This window comes from Rhizobium sp. C104 (assembly GCF_022354505.1).
GTDB lineage: Bacteria > Pseudomonadota > Alphaproteobacteria > Rhizobiales > Rhizobiaceae > Rhizobium > Rhizobium redzepovicii.
The window spans coordinates 2,618,358-2,636,830 of sequence record NZ_CP092348.1; the positions used below are offsets into that span (position 1 = coordinate 2,618,358).

Sequence of the window (18,473 nt, forward strand, 5' to 3'; positions counted from 1 at the left end):
TTCGAGGGTCAATGACGCTGTCTGGAACAAAATGCTTGCAACCGGCGGCTTTGCCGGTCATTCACAGCCGATGTCCGATCAAAACAGCCAACGCCTCGACCAACTTCTCGTCTCCCGCGGCCTCTTCGCCAGCCGCTCGCGGGCTCGCGACGCCGTGCAACGCGGCACCGTCCGGATCGCCGGCCAGGTGGTGACGAAAGCCGGCGCGCTCATCGGCGACGACGCCAATATCGAGATCGACGATCCGGCGCAGGACTATGTGTCGCGCGCGGCATTGAAGCTTGCTAGCGCCCTCGAGCATTTTCGGCTCGATCCCGCCGGCCATCGCTGTCTTGATATCGGCGCTTCCACCGGCGGCTTCACCGAGGTGCTGCTGCAGCGCGGCGCCGCGCATGTCACGGCGATCGATGTCGGCCATGGCCAGATGCATCCGCGCATTGCGGCCGATCCGCGGGTGACGAACAAGGAAGGCCTCAACGCCCGCCACCTGACGGCCGAGGATATCGGCAAGCCCGCCACATTCCTCGTCTCCGACGTCTCCTTCATCTCGCTGAAGCTGGCGCTGGCGCCGGCTCTCGATATCGCCGAAGCGGGTGCGGTCGCCGTGCTCTTGGTCAAGCCGCAGTTCGAGGCGGGGCGCGAGGCGATCGGCAAAGGCGGACTGTTGAAGGACCCCTCGTCCGCGCCCGCCGTCGCTGCGGAACTGGAGCGCTGGTTCATCGAGGATATGGGCTGGAAAAGCCTCGGCCTCATCCCCTCCCCGATTGCTGGCGGCGACGGCAATCAGGAATATCTTCTGGCAGGATCGAAACCGTGAGCACCGAAACCGTCACCATCGAAAAGCTCGGCGCCCAGGGCGACGGCATTGCCGGCAGCGCCGGCGGGCCAATCTATGTGCCGTTTTCGCTACCCGGAGAAACCGTGGCGATCGCCCGCGTCAAAAGCCAGGGCACGATCATGTCGATCACGACACCCTCGCCCGACCGGCAGGAGCCGCCCTGCCGGCATTTCGGTCCGGATGGCGTCAACGGCACCTGCGGCGGCTGCACGCTGCAGCACATGACCGATAGCCCCTACCGCGCCTTCAAGCGACAGCTGGTCATCGATGCACTCAGATCGAAGGGGCTGACGCCCGATGTCGGCGAGATCGTGCCGGCCCGGCCGGGCGAGCGCCGACGCGTGGTGTTTGCGGCGCGCAAGACCGAGAAGGACATGCTGATCGGTTTCAACCAGGCCGAAAGCCATCATATCGTCGCGATCGAGGAATGTCCGATCTCGTCGGCGGGGATCGTCGCCCGGCTGCCGGCGATCCGGGCGATTGCTTCAGCACTCGCGACCAATGCCGAACCCTTCCGCGTCTCCGTGCTGGAAACGCTGTCCGGCCTCGACATTGCGGTCGACGAGGTGAAGAAGCTCTCCGACCCGCAGCGGCGCAAGGCGGTCGAAACCGTGCTCAGCCTGCGCGGCATTGCCCGTGTTTCTCTGAACGGCGAAATCCTCATCGAGCCGTCGAAGCCGCTGATTGATTTCGGCGGCGTCCAGGTTTCACCGCCGCCGGGCGGCTTTGCCCAGGCAACCAAGCCGGCGGAAGAGGCAATGGCCGAGCTGGTGCTTGCCCATGCCGGCAAGGCCAAAAGGATCGCCGATCTTTTTGCCGGCGCCGGCACATTTTCGCTGCGGCTGGCGCGTGTCGGCCGCGTGCATGCTGTCGAAGCCGAGGCAAAGGCGCTCGCCGCCCTCGACCATGCCGCCCGCAACACGCAGGGGCTGAAACCGGTCAGCATCGAGAAGCGCGATCTCTTCCGCCGCCCGTTGATGACGCAGGAGTTCAAGCCCTATGACGCCGTCGTCTTCGATCCGCCACGCGCCGGCGCCGAGTTCCAGTGCAAGGAGCTTGCCCGCTCGAGCGTGAAGAAGATCGCCGCCGTCAGCTGCAATCCGCTGACGCTGGCGCGAGACCTCGCGATCCTCGTCGAGGGCGGCTACCGGATCACCGGCGTGACGCCGATCGACCAGTTCCTCTGGACCTCGCATGTCGAGGTGGTGGCGACGCTGGAGAAATAGGGGCTGCCGTCGGCTGCTCCCTCCGTATCAATGTCGAGGGGCGACGCCCCCTCTCTATTGGTCGCCGGATTCTTGTTCTTGACCAGCACTCAGCCGCATTGCCCGGGTTCCGAGTTTTGCACCCGTCACCGCATCGATGGCGATCGGCTCGATCTCCGAGCCCGTTTCGACATCGACATAGCGGGCGAGTTCGCCGTCGCAGTGGCGGTGCGCCCACGCCCCGATCATCATCAGCACCGGCAGGAAATCCCGGCCTGCTTCCGTCAGCACGTACTCCTCGCGGGGCGGTCGCTCGGAATAGAGGCGCTTTTCCAGCAGGCCATCGTCGGTCAGCGCCTTGAGGCGCTTGGTGAGCATGGTCGGGACGATGCCGAGGCTCTTCCTGAACTGGTCGAACCGGGTAAGGCCGGTATGGGCGTCCCGCAAGACCAGAATGCTCCACGCATCGCCCACAGACTTAAGACCGCGGGCCACCGGGCACTGGAGGATCGAAGTATTTTTCATTAGGTATCTTTTCGATAGTGACATGATATCTAAAAGATAGTAACACAGCGTCAGCCAATGATCCACTTCAAATGAGAGCTGACAGCATGATCGACAGAACCAAAAACATCGCCCTGGTCACCGGTGCTTCCTCCGGCATTGGCCTTGTCACCGCCCAAACCCTGGTGAAAGCCGGTTATCGCGTCTATGGGACCAGCCGCAAACAGGTTGCCGGCAAGCCCGGGATTACCATGCTGGTCTGCGACGTGACGGATAAGGCCTCGGTGGAGGCGATGATTGCCGAGATCATGCAACAGGCCGGCCGGATCGACCTCGTCGTCAACAATGCCGGGATCGGCCTGCTCGGCGGCGCGGAAGAATCGTCGATCGACCAGGCCCAGCGCCTTTTCGACGTCAATCTTTTCGGCGTCGCCCGCGTCGTCAATGCCGTGCTGCCCATCATGCGCAAGCAGAAGAGCGGCCGGATCATCAATATGAGCTCGATCCTCGGACTTATCCCATCCCCGTACAACGCCTTCTATGCCTCGACCAAACATGCGATCGAGGGCTATTCCGAATCCCTCGACCATGAAGTGCGCAACTTCGGCATCCGTGTCGTTCTCGTCCAGCCCGGCATCACCAAGACATCCTTCGAGGAGAACCTGACGCGCGTCGATCAACCTCTTCCCGTCTACGAACTCGGAGCGGACCCGGAGCGAGGCTCTGATGCGCAAGTGGATGGAGACGGGCGACGCGCCACAGGTGGTCGCCGACATGGTCGTGAAAGCCGCAACCGCCAAGAAGCCGAAGCTGCGCTATTCCGCCGGCAAGCAGTCGCGCCAGGTCCGCTCGCTTCGCCGCTTCCTGCCGGAGCGGCTGGTCGACAGCCTCCTGCGCAAGGTCAACGAGTTTCCTGCCTCCTTGTGAGTCTTTAATTTGGAACAGGTTCAGATCCCGGTCGACCTGGCCTAAAATCCGAACCTGTTCCAGGCGAAGGAAACCGCTTCCGAATGCGCAAGACCAAACGACGCAATCCCTATTATAACGGCCCGGTGTCCGATCATTTCGACGGCACGCATTTCTTCAATCCCGACGGTATCGAGCCGCTTGGTTTTCGCGATTTGCTGCGGTGGCAATTCGGCGGCGGCCGCCAGCCTTGGCCGAAATCGGTCCCAAGTCCATACGCGGCGGCCAAGCCGGATACACGTGTCGACGGTGAGGATCTGCGGGTGACCATGGTTGGCCATGCAACCATGCTGGTGCAGGTCGCCGGGCTCAATATTCTCACCGACCCGGTGTGGTCGGAGCGCGTCAGCCCTTTCACCTTTGCCGGACCCAAACGCGTCGTCCAGCCGGGCATTGCGTTCGATGATCTGCCGCCGATCGATCTCGTGCTGATCTCGCACAATCATTATGATCACCTCGATATCGCAACGCTCAAGCAGTTGCATGCAAAGCATCGACCGCATGTGGTGACGCCACTCGGCAACGACACGATCATCCGCCGCGCCGTGCCCGATATGGAGACGACATCGATGGACTGGGGCGAACGCATCGCGCACGCCGGAATCAGCATCGATGCCGAACCCGCCCATCATTGGTCCGCCCGCGGCGGCGCCGATCGCCGGATGGCGCTCTGGGCAGCGTTCGTCCTCTCGACCCCGGCCGGAAAGATCTATCACATCGGGGATACGGGCTTTCATCACGGCGTCAATTACAAGGCGGCACAGCAGAGGCATGGCGGCTTTCGCTTGGCGATTTTACCCTTCGGTGCCTATGAGCCGCGATGGTTCATGAAAGGCCAGCACCAGAATCCGCAGGAAGCGGTGATGGGGATGAAGCTGGCGAATGCGGCCTATGTGGCCGGGCATCACTTCGCGACGTTCCAACTGACGGATGAAGCGGTCGACGCACCGGTAAGGGCGTTGCAAGAGGCAATGGGCGAGCACAATATTGCCGCGGACCGGTTCCGGCCGCTCAGGGCCGGCGAGGTCTTCGATGTGCCCATGCTCTAGCGATGCATGAAGGCTTCGAAGGCGGCCCGGGCCTCGGCGCTTTTCAGACGGGCGGAGAAGTGGCGGGCCTCCTCGTCGATGCGGGCGATGATCTCGTCCCTGTCGCCGCGGACGAGATCGCGGGCGATGCGCATCGCTTCCGGCGGTTTGGCGGCAAGCCGAGCGGCAGTCGCCAGCGTCACAATATCGACCTCGCCGGGTTCGACCACCTTCCAGATCAGACCGGCGTCCTTGGCCTCTTCAGCCGAGAAGGCTTCACCGGCCGCCAGCAGGGCGAAGGCGCGCTGGTGGCCCATCAGGCGCGGCGCAACGAGACTGGACCCCGCCTCCGGCACCAGCGCCAGATCGACGAAGGGAGTGCGGAACTGGCTGCGGCTCGAGGCGATCGTCAGGTCGCAATGGAGGTGGATCGTCGTGCCGATGCCGATCGCCAGACCGTCGACGCCGGAGATCACGGGTTTTTCGGCTTTCACCAGGGCATAGAGGAAATCGAGGATCTCCTGCTCAAGGCCGCCGCCGCCGACTGCGGCGGCAAGGAAATCGTTGAGATCATTGCCGGCGGAAAAGCAGCCTTCGGTGCCGAGGAAGGCGGTGGCGCGGATGGTCGTATCGGCATCGGCCGATTTCAGGGCATCGGCCATGGTACGATACATGGCGCGGGTGATGGCGTTCTTCTTCTCCGGCCGGTTGAAGCGGATGATCTGGACGCCGGGATGTGCGGAAGGCTGCTCGACGATGATGTGATCGGTCATTGGATGTCCTCAGGCAAGCAGGATGCGGGCGGCGGCAAGGCTTGCCGCGCCATTGACGACGCGGTCGCGAAGGGCTGCGGTCTCGGCAAGCAGGTTTTCGGCGGCGAAGCGGCTGAGCGCGATGCGGCCCTCGCCCCTGCCATCGCCGCTTTCGGCGAGAGCACCCTTGGCGAGATAGCAGCCGGTGAGCACGAGGCCGAACAGGCGCTGATAGGGCGTCGCGCCCGAAAGCGCCTCGGCCGCCTTGCCGTCGGCAAGCATCTTCATGAGCCAGCCAGTCGCCGCTTCGAGATCTGAAATTGCTGCGTCGAGCCTGACTGATGTCTCGCCGAAACCATCGAGATTGGAGCGGCGGGCGCTATCGGCGATCTCCTTCAGCTCGGCGATGAAACCCTTCACCTGCTCGCCGGCGGAGAGCGGCAGCTTGCGGGTGACGAGGTCGATCGCCTGGATGCCATTGGTGCCCTCGTAAATCGGCGCGATGCGCGCGTCGCGCAGGTAACGCGCCGCACCAGTCTCCTCGATGAAGCCCATGCCGCCATGCACCTGAATGCCAAGCGAAGCGACGTCGACGCCGGCATCGGTCGAAAAGGATTTGGCGATCGGGGTCAAAAGCGCGGCGCGCTCCTGCCAGTGGCGGCTGACGTCGCCGGCCCGGTGGGACATGTCGATCGCGTGGGCGCAGGCATAGGAAATGGCGCGCGCGCCTTGGGTCAGCGCCTTCATGGTGAGGAGCATGCGGGCGACATCGGGATGTTCGACGATCGGGCTCATGCCGGCGCCGCTCCAGCCGGGCGCCCTGCCTTGGGTGCGTTCCTTGGCATAGGCGACAGCCTTCTGGGTGGCGGCCTCGGCGATCGCCACGCCCTGCATGCCGACGGCCAGGCGCGCATTGTTCATCATTGTGAACATGCAGGCGAGGCCCTTGTTCTCCTCGCCGATCAACCATCCCACGGCCCCCTTTTCGTCGCCGAACCGGCCGTCGCCATAGATCATCGTGCAGGTCGGCGAGCCGTGGATGCCGAGCTTGTGCTCCAGCGAATGGCAGAAGAGATCGTTCCGGGGCCCAAGCGAGCCGTCCTCGTTCACCAGGAATTTCGGCACCAGGAAGAGCGAGATGCCGCGAGTGCCGGCCGGCGCATCCGGCAGGCGGGCGAGCACAAGATGGATGATGTTGTCGGCCGCGTCATGCTCGCCCCACGTGATGAAGATCTTCTGGCCAAAGATGCGATAGCTGCCGTCGGCGCGGCGCTCTGCACGGGCCTTGAGCACGCCGAGATCGGAGCCGGCATGCGGCTCCGTCAGGTTCATGGTGCCGGTCCATTCGCCTGAGACCATCTTCTCCAGATATTTTTTCTTCAGCGCGGCGCTGCCATGGGTGCTGACCGCCTCGATCGCGCCCATTGTCAGCGTCGGGGCGAGCGCAAAGGCCATGGAGCCGGAATTCCACATTTCCAGCGCAGCGACGTTCAGCATATGCGGCAGGGCCTGGCCGCCGAAAGCTTCGGGCGCCGTCAGACCGTTCCAGCCGCCGGCGATCCAGCTGCGGTAGAGATCGCGCCAGCCATCCGGTAGCCTGACCTCGCCGCCTTCCAGACGGGCGCCTTGGCGGTCGCCGATGTCGGCGAGCGGCGCCACTTCCTCTGTGGCAAACCGTCCCGCCTCGGAGAGGACGGCATCGACCAGATCTTCGCCGAGATCGCCGAGAAGCCCTAGTGAAATCGCTTCGCCCATGCCGGCTACATGCTTCAACGTGAACGCGATTTCCTCGACGGGCGCCTTGTACATTGTTTCCTCCGCAGGACCGGCCTGCATCCCGCGCAAAGCCCTCCGGGGCAAAGGGCTAATTGATTTTTACGTAAACGTCAATTTCGATTTGCCGGTCTGCCATGCCATAATTCGACTGAAACGGCGCCGAGCTCTTGCACCGTCGCACAAATAGCCGTCATGAAGACTCTCTAGGGGGGAACCTCTGAAAACGACATCGCCTTCGCAAAGGATCGGCGACCAATGGATACATTGCCCGTCAACATACCCGGTTTCGTCTGGGCTTATCGCTTCTCCCCGGATGAAAAGACCGCAGTGCGGCTGAACAACAGTGCGACGGTGGCGGATCTGACCGCCGACAATTGTTTCTACTGGCTGCACCTCAACCTTGTCGACGCGCGTGTGCCGGCATTGCTCGACACACTCACCGGGCTGACGGAGGACGCGAAATCGGCGCTGACGACGCGCGACACGCATGCGACCATCACCGTCGACGAGCAGATGCTCTACGGCACGCTCGTCGACTGCCAGCGCGATTTCGCTGAGGATACCAACAATCTCGGCTGGCTGCATTTCGCCATGTCCGACCGCTTCATCATCACCACCAGGCTGCAGCCGCTGCGTAGCGTCGAGCGGGCGCGGGCGCTGATCGAAAAGAATCCGGGCAAATTCTCGCGGCCGGTCGATCTGTTCGAACTGCTGGTGATCGAGTTTCAGCGCACGCTGATCGCGATCGTCATCGAGCTCACCGACGAGCTGAACCTGATCGAGGATTTCGTCTACGACAATGCGCCGCGCGACGAACGCCGGCGGCTGGCGCCGGTGCGGCGAACCGTGGTCAGACTGCATCGGCATCTGCGCACGGTGCTGGCGCTGATGCGGCGCGCCTCGGCAACCGACGAGGACGAGATGCCCTTCGGCTTCGACGACGTGGCGCGGCGGCTGACGAGCCGGCTGGAAACGGTCGATCACGACATCTATGCGCTGCAGGACAGGGCGCGCCTGCTGCACGAAGAAATCGATTCGAAACAATCCTCCGAAACCAACCGCCACCTCTATCTGCTATCGATCATGACGGCCTTCCTGCTGCCGCCGACCCTGGTGACCGGCTTCTTCGGCATGAACACCGCCAACCTGCCCTTCGCCGTCGGCGACTACGGCACCGAATACGCCGTCGCCCTCATCGTCGCCTCGATTGCCTTTGCCTGGTGGCTGCTGCGGCGGGTGGATATTCTTTGATGTGAGAAGTGCGGTGGGCGCTGCCGCCCCTCATCCGCCTGCCGGCACTTTCTCCCCGTAAACGGGGCGAAGGGGATATGCCGCAACCTCTCCGTTCCTCGCTAACGTCTCGCAGGGCACGTCCCCTCTCCCCGTTTACGGGGAGAGGGTTAGGGTGAAGGCCCTTTTGTCGACCATCAACCCGGTCGTTCATTTGAGGCTTCGTCCCTTGATGTTTAGCCTCCACAATAGTGGGCAATCCCGCGGTCGACGCTCAGGAGTGAGCTGTTTCATGCCGCCGCCTCGCCCGGAACGGTTCTTGCACGGTTACTAATACATTTACCGTGGGGAGACCAATTGTCATGGAATGGTGCATATCCGAAGAGTTTGTCCCTCTGATGCTCGTTGTGAGTGGGCCGGAAAAATACAAGCTTGTTGCAAGCCTCGTACAGGCTGCCGAGATGCTGACGGTTGGCTGGCCAATCGACGATGGAGACGAATATCTGATTGCGATCAGGGCGTGCCGGGCTGCGATCCATGGGGAAATTTCAGCGCAGGACGCGCGAGCAGCGCTCATCCGTGCCGCCGACGAAGCTGGCATTTCGGTGATTACTGCCGTTCATTGAGTTTCGCAGCCGACGATGAAATGGTCCACGGGCTTTCATGCCAGCGCCCTCTCGTTCCGCTGCATGCGCAGGTCCATGAGTGATTGCTGAGTCCCTGCGCATCGCATCTCGGGCCACGGGCGCTTCTGACCCGGATATCTCGCGGAATTGGGCGCAGAGCTTCCCCCATCCCCCGTCATCCTCGGGCTTGACTCGAGGATGACGGGAGGCGGGGTGATGTTCCGGCCAACTCCTCGGCCGAAGCAACTGGCGTCGCGCTTGCCCTACCTCACCTCAATACGGCGAATAGCACTGCTGGCGCGGGCCGTTATAGGGCTGGAACGTATTGTCGTAGGCGCGATAGGACCGGTAGCGGCTGGCGCACCAGGCGACGTGGCTTGAACCCATGCGGGGCGCGGGGGCGACGTAGCGCGGCTGGGCGACAACGGCGCCGCCGATGACCGCGCCGGCGCCGAAGGCGGCGAGCGGATACCAATAGCCGTTGTAGTGACGATAGCCCGGGCGGTAATAGGAATATCCGCGATATCCGCCGTAATAGCCGGGGCGGTAATAAGCGCCGGGGCGATAGCCTGGCCGGTAATAATCGCCGCGATAGTAGCGGCGGTATTGAACGTTCTCGACGGTGGAGGATTTTTCCACCTGCGGGGCGGTCGGCATCTGGATTGCCTGCGACGGCACGAAGCCTGTCAGAACCACGGCGGCAGCCAGAACTGCAGTCGCGATCTTGTTACTCAAACCGAACATTCTTCTCTCCCATTCAGCAGCGATAACCGCCTGCTCAGCAACGCTTTCGTGCCGGAATGGTTCCGAAAGCGGCCGGGGCCCGGCTGCTTTCGTATTTTTAAAGAAATCGATCTGAACCGGGCATTAACCGGGGCGAACCACCTTCAATGCCTCACGTCCGACGTGTGTTCAGGCCACGGCGGAGATTTTCGCCTGATCGCCCTGCAGACGGTTGACCATGAAGTTCGAATACCATTCGAGGAACTGCATGACGCCGCCCTCGTGCAGGGAAGAATAGGGGCCGGGTTCATAGGCCGGAGAGTGAATGCCGAAGGCGTTCTCTTCGACGATGCGGCGATCCTGGTCGTTGGTCTCGGTCCAGACGTGGGTCAGTTCCTCGAGATTGTAATCCACACCTTCGACGGCGTCCTTGTGGACGAGCCATTTGGTCGTCACCGCCGTCTCGTTGGCGCTGAGCGGCAGTACCCGGAAGGAGATGGCGTGGTCGCCAAGCAGGTGGTTCCACGTCGTCGGATAGTGGAAGAGCAGCATGGTGCCGATATGGCTGATCGAGATATCGTCGGCGAGCGGACGATTGACCGCGCGCTTGCCCGACATGGTGTAGCTCTCGGCATCTTCGATCAGCGGCATGCGGGCGGTGCGGAATTGGCCGTCCGGCGAAATCTGGAATTTGCTCGGCAGGCCGGCGGCCTCGCAGCGCGCCCAATGGCCGGCGATCTCCGGATCGTCGGCGCCGCCATCCGTGCCGGTGACGCTCGGGGCTTCGGGATAGGTGCGGCAGAGTTCGGGATGATTGGCGGCGCAGTGATAACACTCGCGGTTGTTTTCCCAGACGAGCTTCCAGTTGCCCTTCTCGATGATCGTGCTCTGGAAGGCGACCTTGCTCTCGCTGATCCGGTGCGGCGCGACATAGGGCTCGATCTTGTCGCGCACCGGCTGGAAGTCCGGAGCGGTGTTGGCAAGGCAGATGAAGACATAGCCTGCGACGACTTCGCAATGGACGGGCTTCAGGTTGAAGCCGGTCTTGTCGAAATCATCGCCCATGTGGCGGGCGAAGGCGAGCTTGCCTTCGAGATCGTAGGTCCACTGATGATAGGGGCAGACGAGACGCACGGAGGAGCCGTGCTCCTTGGTGCAGACGCGCGAGCCGCGATGACGACAGCTGTTGTGGAAGGCGCGGATGACATTGTCGCGGCCGCGGACGACGACGACGGGATAGGTGCCGATCTGGACGGTGAAATAGGCGCCCGGCTTCGGCAGTTCGCAATCATGGCCGATGAACAGCCAGTCGCGATAATAGATCATCTCCATGTCGAGCTGGAAATAGTCCTCGTCGATATAGAACGGCCGTTCGAGGCTGAAGCCCTCCCGGCGGTTCTTGAGCTGACGCAAAACGTTGCTGCGAATATCCATCTTCATGTCCTCGTGCACCCGGTTGCCGCCCTTACGCAGAAGGCCGGCGGAAGCGCGCCCGCTTCCTTCTCCTTCGGGAGAATTGTTCATGGCAGCCATTTAATCATCTGGGCTGGCTGCCGCTCGGTTGTAATGCGACATCGGCTTCGAAATTGACGACAGGATGCAAGCGACCCGTCTAGGTCGATCGCATCTGCCAACTCTGCAGCAATTATCGTCAATTGCGACATGGCGTAAAGACCCGCTGCGTAAGAGGTAAGCCGGCCGGGATAGAAGTCCGTCGCGTTTGCGACATCTGTCGGCATTTGCCTTTTGGCCGGCCGGCTGCCGGGTGATTTTAACATCGCCTTAAGCATACCGCCCTATCCTACTGTCGATTCAGACCGACCGAAGAACGCGAACCATGGCCAAACTCCGTTATTTCGACGCGAAAGATGCAAGCAGATCGCAGGAGCCGCAGCTGGTTGCCGCGCATTCCGAATTCCTGCGCACCGGCCGCATTCCCCGCGAGCGACGGCACTGGCTGGCCGAGGAAAAGCGCTATTTCACCCATGACGAGGTCGCCGCCAAAACCGGCCGCAAGCTGCAGGTGGCCGGCGAGAAGACGCATCAGCACATCAACGGCTTTCACCACTCGATCCAGTTTCCGAAAATGATCTTCCATCGGACGCTGGAGGACAGCCCGCATCTCGGCTATTGCCACGTCACCGCAGCACGAACGAAGTTCGCTCACTACGAAGAGGTCAGCTGGGCCTTCTACATCGCCAATTTCTATTCCGACATCGGCGAGAACGACAACTTCTTCGAACGGATCGATGTCGGTTATTCCCGCATGTATTTCGCCGTCGCCATCAAAGCGGGCGAGAATTCCCAGGAAAAGATGACCATCGACCGGTCGGTGCGCGGCAACGGCCTGCTGTTCCGCACCCATGATCCGCAGGCGGCAATCCGCAACATCCTTCTGCTTGGCGCCCGTAACGAACAGCTGCGCGAAATCATCCGCCAGCTGTGACGCCCACCGATGGGTGAGGCAAACATCGCGATTGATCGCAGGCAGCGGAAAGCCTAATGACTGCCGGGACCAAAGCATCGGGCAGCACATGGCACGCATCATCGATATAGAGGCAGACAGGCGGGCAGCACTTGAAGCGGCCTCAGCCGCTCTTGCCGACGGCTTTGCCATCGCCATTCCGACCGAAACCGTCTACGGCCTTGCCGCCGACGCCACCAATCCGGCGGCCATCACCCGCATCTACGAAACCAAGGGACGGCCGCGTTTCAACCCGCTGATCTGCCATATGGCCGATCTTGCCATGGCCGAAGAGCATGCCGAATTCGATCCTGTCTCGCGGGCGCTCGCCGCAGCCTTCTGGCCCGGCCCGCTGACGCTGGTGCTGCCGCTGAAACCGCAAAGCCCGATCCATTCGCTGGCGACCGCCGGGCTCGACAGCGTCGGGGTGCGCGTGCCGAAAGGTTTTGCGGGCGCCCTGATCGGCGCCTTCGGGCGGCCGCTCGCAGCCCCCAGCGCCAATACCTCAGGCGCGATCAGCGCGACGAGTGCGGCTCATGTCGAGGCCGATCTCGGAGCGAAGGTCCCGTTGATCCTCGATGCGGGGCCAAGCACCGTCGGCGTCGAATCGACGATCGTCAAGGTGGAGGGCGACCGGGTAAGGCTGCTGCGGCCCGGCGGCCTGGCAGCACGCGAGATCGAGCGTGTCGCAGGCCGGCCGCTGCTCAGGGCGAAAACGGCATCGGCGGCGATCGAAGCACCTGGTATGCTTGCCTCGCACTATGCGCCCGGCGCCTCCGTGCGTCTCGATGCGACGAGGGTCGAACCCGGCGAAGCGCTGATCGCCTTCGGCGGCGCGGCAATCTCCGGCACAAACGGCGCCCGGATCGTGCTTGATCTCAGCCCGCGCGGCGACCTTGCCGAGGCGGCGGCCAATCTTTTCGATTATATGAAGCGGGCCGATGCCAGCGGGGCTTCGAGCATCGCCTTCTCGGCCATTCCCGAAGAGGGGCTCGGCGAAGCGATCAACGACCGCCTGCAGCGGGCGGCGGCGCCACGCGACTGACAGACCCGATCAAATCGACCGAGGAGACCGACCCCGATGAGCAGCACCGGCATTTCCACCGAACTTCTCGACCGTTTCGCAGCCATCGTCGGCGATAAATACGCGCTTCGGGGCGAGGCCGATCTTGCGCCGCACCTGGTCGAAAACCGCGGCCTCTATCACGGCTCCTCCCCTCTCCTGCTGAAACCCGGCTCGGTCGAGGACGTCTCTGCTATCATGAAGCTTGCGACGGAGACCGGAACGGCGATCGTGCCACAGACCGGCAATACCGGCCTTGTCGGCGGCCAGACGCCGCGCGCCGGCAAGTCCGATATCATCCTGTCGCTCGAGCGCATGAACAGGATCCGTGACGTCGATCCGGTGGCGAACGTGCTGGTCGCCGACGGCGGCGCCATTCTTGCCGACGTGCAGAAGGCGGCCGAAGCGCATGGGCGGCTGTTTCCGCTGTCGCTCGGTTCCGAGGGCTCCTGCCGCATCGGCGGCAATCTTTCCACCAATGCCGGCGGCACGGCGGTGCTGGCTTATGGCAATATGCGCCAGCTCTGTCTCGGCCTCGAAGTGGTGCTACCGACCGGCGAGGTCTGGGACGGCCTACGCCGCCTGAAGAAGGACAATACCGGCTACGATCTGCGCGACCTCTTCATCGGCGCCGAAGGCACGCTCGGCATCATCACCGGCGCTGTGCTGAAGCTGTTTCCCCAGCCGCTCGGCCATCAGGTGGCATTCGCCGGCCTGAATTCGGTCGAGGATGCGCTTGCGCTTTTCAACCTAGCCTCCAGCCTCTGCGGCACCTCGCTCACCGGTTTCGAGCTGATGCCGCGTTTCGGCGTCGAAATCACCACCCGCCATATCGAGGGCGCACGCGATCCGCTCGACGCGGCCTATCCCTGGTATGTGCTGATCGACATTTCGACGTCTGACTCGGCCGAGACGGCGGAGCGGATGATGAACGGCGTGCTCGAACAGGGTTTTTCGGCCGGATTGGTGCTCGATGCGGCGATCGCCTCATCGGTGGCGCAGCAGCAAGCAATCTGGCACATGCGCGAAAGCATGTCGGATGCCCAGAAGCCCGAAGGCGGGTCGATCAAGCACGATGTTTCCGTGCCGGTGTCGCGGATCCCGCATTTCATGGCCGAGGCCGCGGAAGCGGTCCTGGCGGCAATGCCCGGAGCCCGCATCTGCGCCTTCGGGCATATGGGCGACGGCAATATCCATTACAATATTTCCCAGCCGATCGGCGCCGACAAGGCCGCCTTCATCGGCCGCTGGCGCGAAATGAACCACATCGTGCATGGGCTGGTGCTGGCGCATGGCGGCTCGATCTCGGCCGAACACGGCATCGGCCAGCTGAAGCGCGACGAATTGGCGGCGATTCGCCCGGCAATCGAAATCGAACTGATGCGCCGCATCAAGCGGGCTTTCGATCCGGCTGGTATCATGAACCCGGGAAAGGTGGTCAGCCTCGAGGTTTGAGGGTGGCGGACGGGGAGAGCCCCTCATCCGCCTGCCGGCACCGACCGGGGTCGAGCCACGGGTCTCGACCCGTCCTTCGGACCCCGCTTGCGGGGCGAAGGGGACTTGCCGCAACCCCTCCGTTCCTCACCAAAGTGGCGCGGGGCACGTCCCCTCGTCCCGTTTTTACGGGGAGAGGGTTAGGGTGAGGGGCAAATCATTGAAACTGACTAGCAATTAGGACGACTGCGTGCCGCCGCCGGTCAGGATCTGCAGCGCCGGCGATTGCTGGGTGGCGTTCTGGACGTCGTACATGGCGGTGAAGCGGCGCAGCAGCTTGTCGACCTTCTTCGGATCCTGGAGATCCTCGAGCTTGACGAAGCGGTTGAGGAGGTCGGCCTGTTTGGTGACATCCATGCCCGACATCTGCGAGGGCAGGCTGTAAGCTGTGGTGATGACCTGATAGAGCGCCTTGTCGCCGAGGATAGAATAGATCGAGGTGATGCTCGGGGCCTTGCGGCTGAAATAGAGCGCCAGGCGCACGCCATCGTTGCTTTCGCCCTGCTGGGCTTCCATCGTCTGCTGGACGTAGAGCTCCTGGGTGTGCTCCTCGGCCGCCTTGTTCTGGATGGTGCCCATCTTGGCGCGGGTGAGATTGCCGTCCTTGTCGAAGTTGAAGGCGGCGACGATATCCTGGAAGCGCGCATCGGCCTTGGCGTTCAGGTAGCTCTTCTTGTCGTCGGGATCGGAGGTGAAGATCTTCTTCAGCGTCGCCTTGTCGTAATCCTTCGGGTCGAGATTGTTGGCCTTCAGCACCAGATCCGTCAGGCGGCTGTCGTCGAGGAAATCGTCGAGCGACTTCACCTTGGCCATGCCCTTGGCGAAATAGTCGACTTCGGCAGTCGCGTCCTTCGATGCCTTGTCCTTTACCGGGCCGGCCTTCAGCAGCATGGTCATATGCGCCTTGTAGTCGGTGGCGTATTTGGCCATGGTCGCGTCGGGCAGCGCCTGGAAGGGTGATGCCGCCTTGCCGTCCGGGCCGAAATTGAAGGCGCGGGCGAGATTGGTGATGCGTTCGTCCTTCAGCGAGGCGATATAGCCGTCCGGATCATAGGCGTCGCTCGTCAGGATCTTGCGCATCATCGAGCGCGGCACGTCCTGGTCGGTCAGGCCAAAGGCCTGCAGCGCCACATGATAGGGATCCGGCAGATTGTCGTTGCTCTTCTTGAAATCGGCTGTGGCATTGGTGCGCAGGAAATCGTTGACGGATTTGATCTCGGCAGTATCGAGCAGGCTCGTACTGTCGGCCATCATGCTCGAGTAGTTGGAAGCAACCTCGTCGATCGCCTCTTCGCGCTCGTCGTCATAGCGCGCCATATAATTGTCATTGGTGGTCTGCGCCTGATCGGCCGTCTGGACCGAGCTTACAACCGGCAGCGATCCATCGGCGGCGAAGTTGAAATCGGCGTTGAGATCGGCATAACCGGCGGCTGAGGCAGCCGTCGCATCGGTCAGGTAGCTCTTCAGGTCGGCGTCCGAGATATTCAACGGCAGATTATAGGTGCTCTTCAGGAAATTGGTGATGGCGGGATCGGCGATGAGATCGTCGACATTGGCGATCGTCGCCATCCGGGCGGAATAGTCGTCGGTGCGCGCTCCGGCGGCAAATTTCGTGTTGCGGATCTGGGTGTCCGTCTGCGCCGCCAGTCCGTCCTTGAGAGAGCCGTCGGCCTTGAAATTGAAGGCGGCGGCGACGTCGGCATAGGTGCCGGTGCCGCTCTGATCGGTCAGGATGCTGCGAAGAGCGACGTCGGTAACGGTGGATGGGATGCCGAAGGCGTTGCGCACGAAATTGTTCAGCTTCTGGTCCGCCAGCAGCTGATCGACATTGGCGATGCCTGCGATGGTCGCCTGGTAATAAACGGCAGCATTGTCGGCCTTGCTGGCGGTGCTGGCACTTTGCGCGGCCGTCTGCGAGGCGTAGAGGGTGGCGATCGAACCGTCCGTCTTGAAATTGAAGAGATCGTGGACGTCGCTATAGCCCTGGGCGCTGGCAGCGGCGGGATCGACGAGGAAGGTCCTCAGCGTCGCATCGGAGACGCTGTCGGCGACCTGCATGCTGGTTCTGAGATAGCTGACCGCAACGGGATCGGACATGATGTCGTCGACACTGGTGACACTGTCGATCATGGCGTTGAAGTGGGCCGCGTTCGCCGCCGATTTGTCGGTGGTCGACTTGCGCTGCGTGTCCGTCTGGATCACCGACCCGTTGATCGAGCCATCCGGCTGGAAGTTGAAATCGGCGTTGAGATCGGCATGGCCTTGCGCGGCGGCATAGGCGGAGTCGGTCAGGATGTTCTTCAGATCGGCATTGCTGAAATCCGTGCCGAGACCATAGGCATCCTTGATGTAGCGCGCCATGTTTCCGTCGGCGAGCAGGGCGTCGACATTGGTGATGCCGCTCGATTGAGAGGTCACCTTGTAGTAGTTGGCAGTCTGCGACGCCGCCGACGACAGCTTGTTTGCCTGATCGAGCGTCCGGACGCGCGCCGTGCTCGAGGTGGAGCCGTCAGCCTTGAAGTTGAAGGCGTTGTAGACATTGGTAAAGCCCATCAGCTGGGCATAGCCGGGGTCAGTCAGGACCGTGCGCAGTGCTGCCGCGGTGAAATCGGCGCCCATGCTGTAGGCGGTCTTGATGTAGGAGGTCAGACGTTTGTCTGCGACCAGGTCGTCGACATTGGTGATCGTGCCGATCTTGGCGGTATAATAGGCCTGGTTATAGTCGGCCGCCGTCTTGTTGACGTAGACGACGTCGGAACCGACCGAATTGTCGATGATGACCGACTGGGAATTCAGCGTGTAGGTTTCGATGACCGAAGCCTTCTGCGCCGCGGTCTGGGCCGTGCCGGTAACCGTGCCGTCGGCGTTGAAGCTGAACTGGGCGGCAAGCGCCTTGTACTTGTCGCCGCCCTGCGTGTTGACGACGCTCGTGGGGTCGCTCAGATCGCTCGTCAGCACCTGGCGCAGAAAATCCTTCGACGCATAGGTGGGATCGATGTTGAACGTCTTCAGCACGTAGGTGCGAAGCCTCGTGTTGTTGACCAGATCGTCGACGGTCGTCACGCTGTCGATATTATTGCCGTAATAAGTGCTCTCTGCGGACGTCGCCTTGTCGGCATCGATGAAGGACTGCTTGTAGAGGCCGATCAGATCGTCCTCCTGCGCGTCCGTCTGCACGTCCTTCTCGGGCGCATTAAAATTGAAGGCGGAAGCGAATTCGCGATAGCGCGTATCAGAGAGCTTGTTGGCGTAGCTGTTGGGGTCGGTGAGATCGCTTTCCAGCACCTTCTTCATGAAGGCCTTGGCATAGGTCATATCCTCAAGACCATAGGCTTTCATCGCATAGCTGTAGAGCTTGTAATCGCCGAGGAAGTCGTCGACCGAGGTGACCTTGTTGATATGATCGGCGTAGTATTCGGCGTCCTTCTTGACCGTCGCCTGCGACGCGACCTTGTTCAGGCTCGACGTCATATCCTTCGACAGGATCGTGTAAGCGAGGGAGGCCGTAATCATCAAATGCGCCCTTTTCGGCAAAATCTCTAAAAGAACGAACTGCTGGTAAGCATATTTTGCCACGAAAAACTTACCTGAGCCTTACCTCAGGATGCATCACTTCAGCACAGCATGGCGTTCACCTTCCGGAAACCCTGCCGGATTCGGTTTTGATAACCATCAGAGGACGCAAAGTTTTCTTAACCGCAATTTTTAAGCTGTACGGAACGGCAGGCCCCTATTGTCGGCCATAGAGGACGAAAAGTCCCAAGGAGAAGACCGGAAATCGGCTCTCAGGTAAGACAAGGGTAG

Annotated in this window: 14 protein-coding genes and 1 pseudogene; 9 read left to right on the forward strand and 6 right to left on the reverse strand. The window is 62.1% G+C overall.

Annotation, left to right across the window (positions count from 1 at the left end; genetic code table 11):
* The first annotated feature begins 31 nt into the window (after positions 1-31).
* Positions 32-817, forward strand: coding sequence for a TlyA family RNA methyltransferase (locus tag MF410_RS14245; RefSeq protein ID WP_239619826.1), 786 nt, complete (start codon positions 32-34; stop codon positions 815-817).
* A complete protein-coding gene (locus tag MF410_RS14250) occupies positions 814-2,064 on the forward strand; it encodes a class I SAM-dependent RNA methyltransferase (protein ID WP_097624061.1) in 1,251 nt (416 codons plus the stop codon). Before MF410_RS14245 ends, MF410_RS14250 begins: the two co-directional genes overlap by 4 nt.
* A 54-nt stretch (positions 2,065-2,118) precedes the next feature.
* Here the strand turns inward: MF410_RS14250 and MF410_RS14255 are convergent, their stop codons facing one another.
* On the reverse strand, positions 2,119-2,568 hold the full coding sequence (locus MF410_RS14255; protein ID WP_097624060.1) for a helix-turn-helix domain-containing protein: 450 nt from the start codon (positions 2,566-2,568) through the stop codon (positions 2,119-2,121).
* Between the two features lie 86 nt (positions 2,569-2,654).
* Here MF410_RS14255 and MF410_RS14260 point away from each other — a divergent pair.
* Positions 2,655-3,474: pseudogene (locus MF410_RS14260) on the forward strand (oxidoreductase).
* Between the two features lie 83 nt (positions 3,475-3,557).
* Entirely contained in the window at positions 3,558-4,562 is a 1,005-nt protein-coding gene (locus MF410_RS14265; RefSeq protein ID WP_239619827.1) for an MBL fold metallo-hydrolase, read from the forward strand.
* Here MF410_RS14265 and MF410_RS14270 read toward each other — a convergent pair.
* Together MF410_RS14270 and MF410_RS14275 are read right to left on the reverse strand one after the other, a co-directional pair.
* Complete coding sequence (locus MF410_RS14270) at positions 4,559-5,314, reverse strand: crotonase/enoyl-CoA hydratase family protein (protein WP_097624057.1); 756 nt, start codon at positions 5,312-5,314, stop codon at positions 4,559-4,561. The two genes, MF410_RS14265 and MF410_RS14270, sit on opposite strands and share 4 nt — an antisense overlap.
* A gap of 9 nt (positions 5,315-5,323) precedes the next feature.
* Positions 5,324-7,102 carry an acyl-CoA dehydrogenase gene (locus tag MF410_RS14275; RefSeq protein ID WP_097624056.1) on the reverse strand — a complete coding sequence of 593 codons (1,779 nt, stop codon included), beginning with the start codon at positions 7,100-7,102 and terminating at the stop codon, positions 5,324-5,326.
* A 222-nt stretch (positions 7,103-7,324) separates the two neighbouring features.
* Between MF410_RS14275 and MF410_RS14280 the strand changes: the two genes are divergently transcribed.
* Both MF410_RS14280 and MF410_RS14285 read left to right on the forward strand, forming a co-directional pair.
* Positions 7,325-8,320 (forward strand): transporter, encoded by a 996-nt coding sequence (locus tag MF410_RS14280; RefSeq protein WP_097624055.1) that lies wholly within the window; start codon positions 7,325-7,327, stop codon positions 8,318-8,320.
* Between the two features lie 341 nt (positions 8,321-8,661).
* A complete protein-coding gene (locus MF410_RS14285; protein ID WP_097624054.1) occupies positions 8,662-8,925 on the forward strand; it encodes a DUF982 domain-containing protein in 264 nt (87 codons plus the stop codon).
* Positions 8,926-9,198: 273 nt separating this feature from the next.
* On the opposite strand, the gene MF410_RS14290 is transcribed toward MF410_RS14285, so the two are convergent.
* Complete coding sequence (locus MF410_RS14290; RefSeq protein ID WP_131711363.1) at positions 9,199-9,669, reverse strand: BA14K family protein; 471 nt, start codon at positions 9,667-9,669, stop codon at positions 9,199-9,201.
* A gap of 168 nt (positions 9,670-9,837) precedes the next feature.
* On the reverse strand, positions 9,838-11,082 hold the full coding sequence (locus tag MF410_RS14295; RefSeq protein WP_097624179.1) for an aromatic ring-hydroxylating dioxygenase subunit alpha: 1,245 nt from the start codon (positions 11,080-11,082) through the stop codon (positions 9,838-9,840).
* Positions 11,083-11,485: 403 nt separating this feature from the next.
* On the opposite strand from MF410_RS14295, the gene MF410_RS14300 reads away from it, so the two are divergent.
* The 3 genes from MF410_RS14300 (at position 11,486) to MF410_RS14310 (ending at position 14,630) form a co-directional block, all read left to right on the forward strand.
* Positions 11,486-12,094 (forward strand): DUF6656 family protein, encoded by a 609-nt coding sequence (locus MF410_RS14300; protein ID WP_003588182.1) that lies wholly within the window; start codon positions 11,486-11,488, stop codon positions 12,092-12,094.
* An 88-nt stretch (positions 12,095-12,182) separates the two neighbouring features.
* Positions 12,183-13,157 (forward strand): L-threonylcarbamoyladenylate synthase, encoded by a 975-nt coding sequence (locus tag MF410_RS14305; RefSeq protein WP_239619828.1) that lies wholly within the window; start codon positions 12,183-12,185, stop codon positions 13,155-13,157.
* A 36-nt stretch (positions 13,158-13,193) separates the two neighbouring features.
* Positions 13,194-14,630, forward strand: a complete 1,437-nt coding sequence (locus MF410_RS14310; RefSeq protein WP_097624051.1) for an FAD-binding oxidoreductase — start codon at positions 13,194-13,196, stop codon at positions 14,628-14,630.
* Between the two features lie 216 nt (positions 14,631-14,846).
* On the opposite strand, the gene MF410_RS14315 is transcribed toward MF410_RS14310, so the two are convergent.
* Positions 14,847-18,182, reverse strand: coding sequence for a DUF1217 domain-containing protein (locus tag MF410_RS14315; protein ID WP_097624050.1), 3,336 nt, complete (start codon positions 18,180-18,182; stop codon positions 14,847-14,849).
* Positions 18,183-18,473: the final 291 nt, after the last annotated feature.

What these genes read in the sequence shown, in the direction of transcription:
- MF410_RS14245 (WP_239619826.1), top strand. Translation starts at nt 32, where the DNA reads ATGCTTGCAACCGGCGGCTTTGCCGGTCATTCACAGCCGATGTCCGAT.
- MF410_RS14255 (WP_097624060.1), bottom strand. Translation starts at nt 2,568, where the DNA reads ATGAAAAATACTTCGATCCTCCAGTGCCCGGTGGCCCGCGGTCTTAAG.
- MF410_RS14265 (WP_239619827.1), top strand. Translation starts at nt 3,558, where the DNA reads ATGCGCAAGACCAAACGACGCAATCCCTATTATAACGGCCCGGTGTCC.
- MF410_RS14270 (WP_097624057.1), bottom strand. Translation starts at nt 5,314, where the DNA reads ATGACCGATCACATCATCGTCGAGCAGCCTTCCGCACATCCCGGCGTC.
- MF410_RS14275 (WP_097624056.1), bottom strand. Translation starts at nt 7,102, where the DNA reads ATGTACAAGGCGCCCGTCGAGGAAATCGCGTTCACGTTGAAGCATGTA.
- MF410_RS14280 (WP_097624055.1), top strand. Translation starts at nt 7,325, where the DNA reads ATGGATACATTGCCCGTCAACATACCCGGTTTCGTCTGGGCTTATCGC.
- MF410_RS14285 (WP_097624054.1), top strand. Translation starts at nt 8,662, where the DNA reads ATGGAATGGTGCATATCCGAAGAGTTTGTCCCTCTGATGCTCGTTGTG.
- MF410_RS14290 (WP_131711363.1), bottom strand. Translation starts at nt 9,669, where the DNA reads ATGTTCGGTTTGAGTAACAAGATCGCGACTGCAGTTCTGGCTGCCGCC.
- MF410_RS14295 (WP_097624179.1), bottom strand. Translation starts at nt 11,082, where the DNA reads ATGGATATTCGCAGCAACGTTTTGCGTCAGCTCAAGAACCGCCGGGAG.
- MF410_RS14300 (WP_003588182.1), top strand. Translation starts at nt 11,486, where the DNA reads ATGGCCAAACTCCGTTATTTCGACGCGAAAGATGCAAGCAGATCGCAG.
- MF410_RS14305 (WP_239619828.1), top strand. Translation starts at nt 12,183, where the DNA reads ATGGCACGCATCATCGATATAGAGGCAGACAGGCGGGCAGCACTTGAA.
- MF410_RS14310 (WP_097624051.1), top strand. Translation starts at nt 13,194, where the DNA reads ATGAGCAGCACCGGCATTTCCACCGAACTTCTCGACCGTTTCGCAGCC.
- MF410_RS14315 (WP_097624050.1), bottom strand. Translation starts at nt 18,182, where the DNA reads ATGATTACGGCCTCCCTCGCTTACACGATCCTGTCGAAGGATATGACG.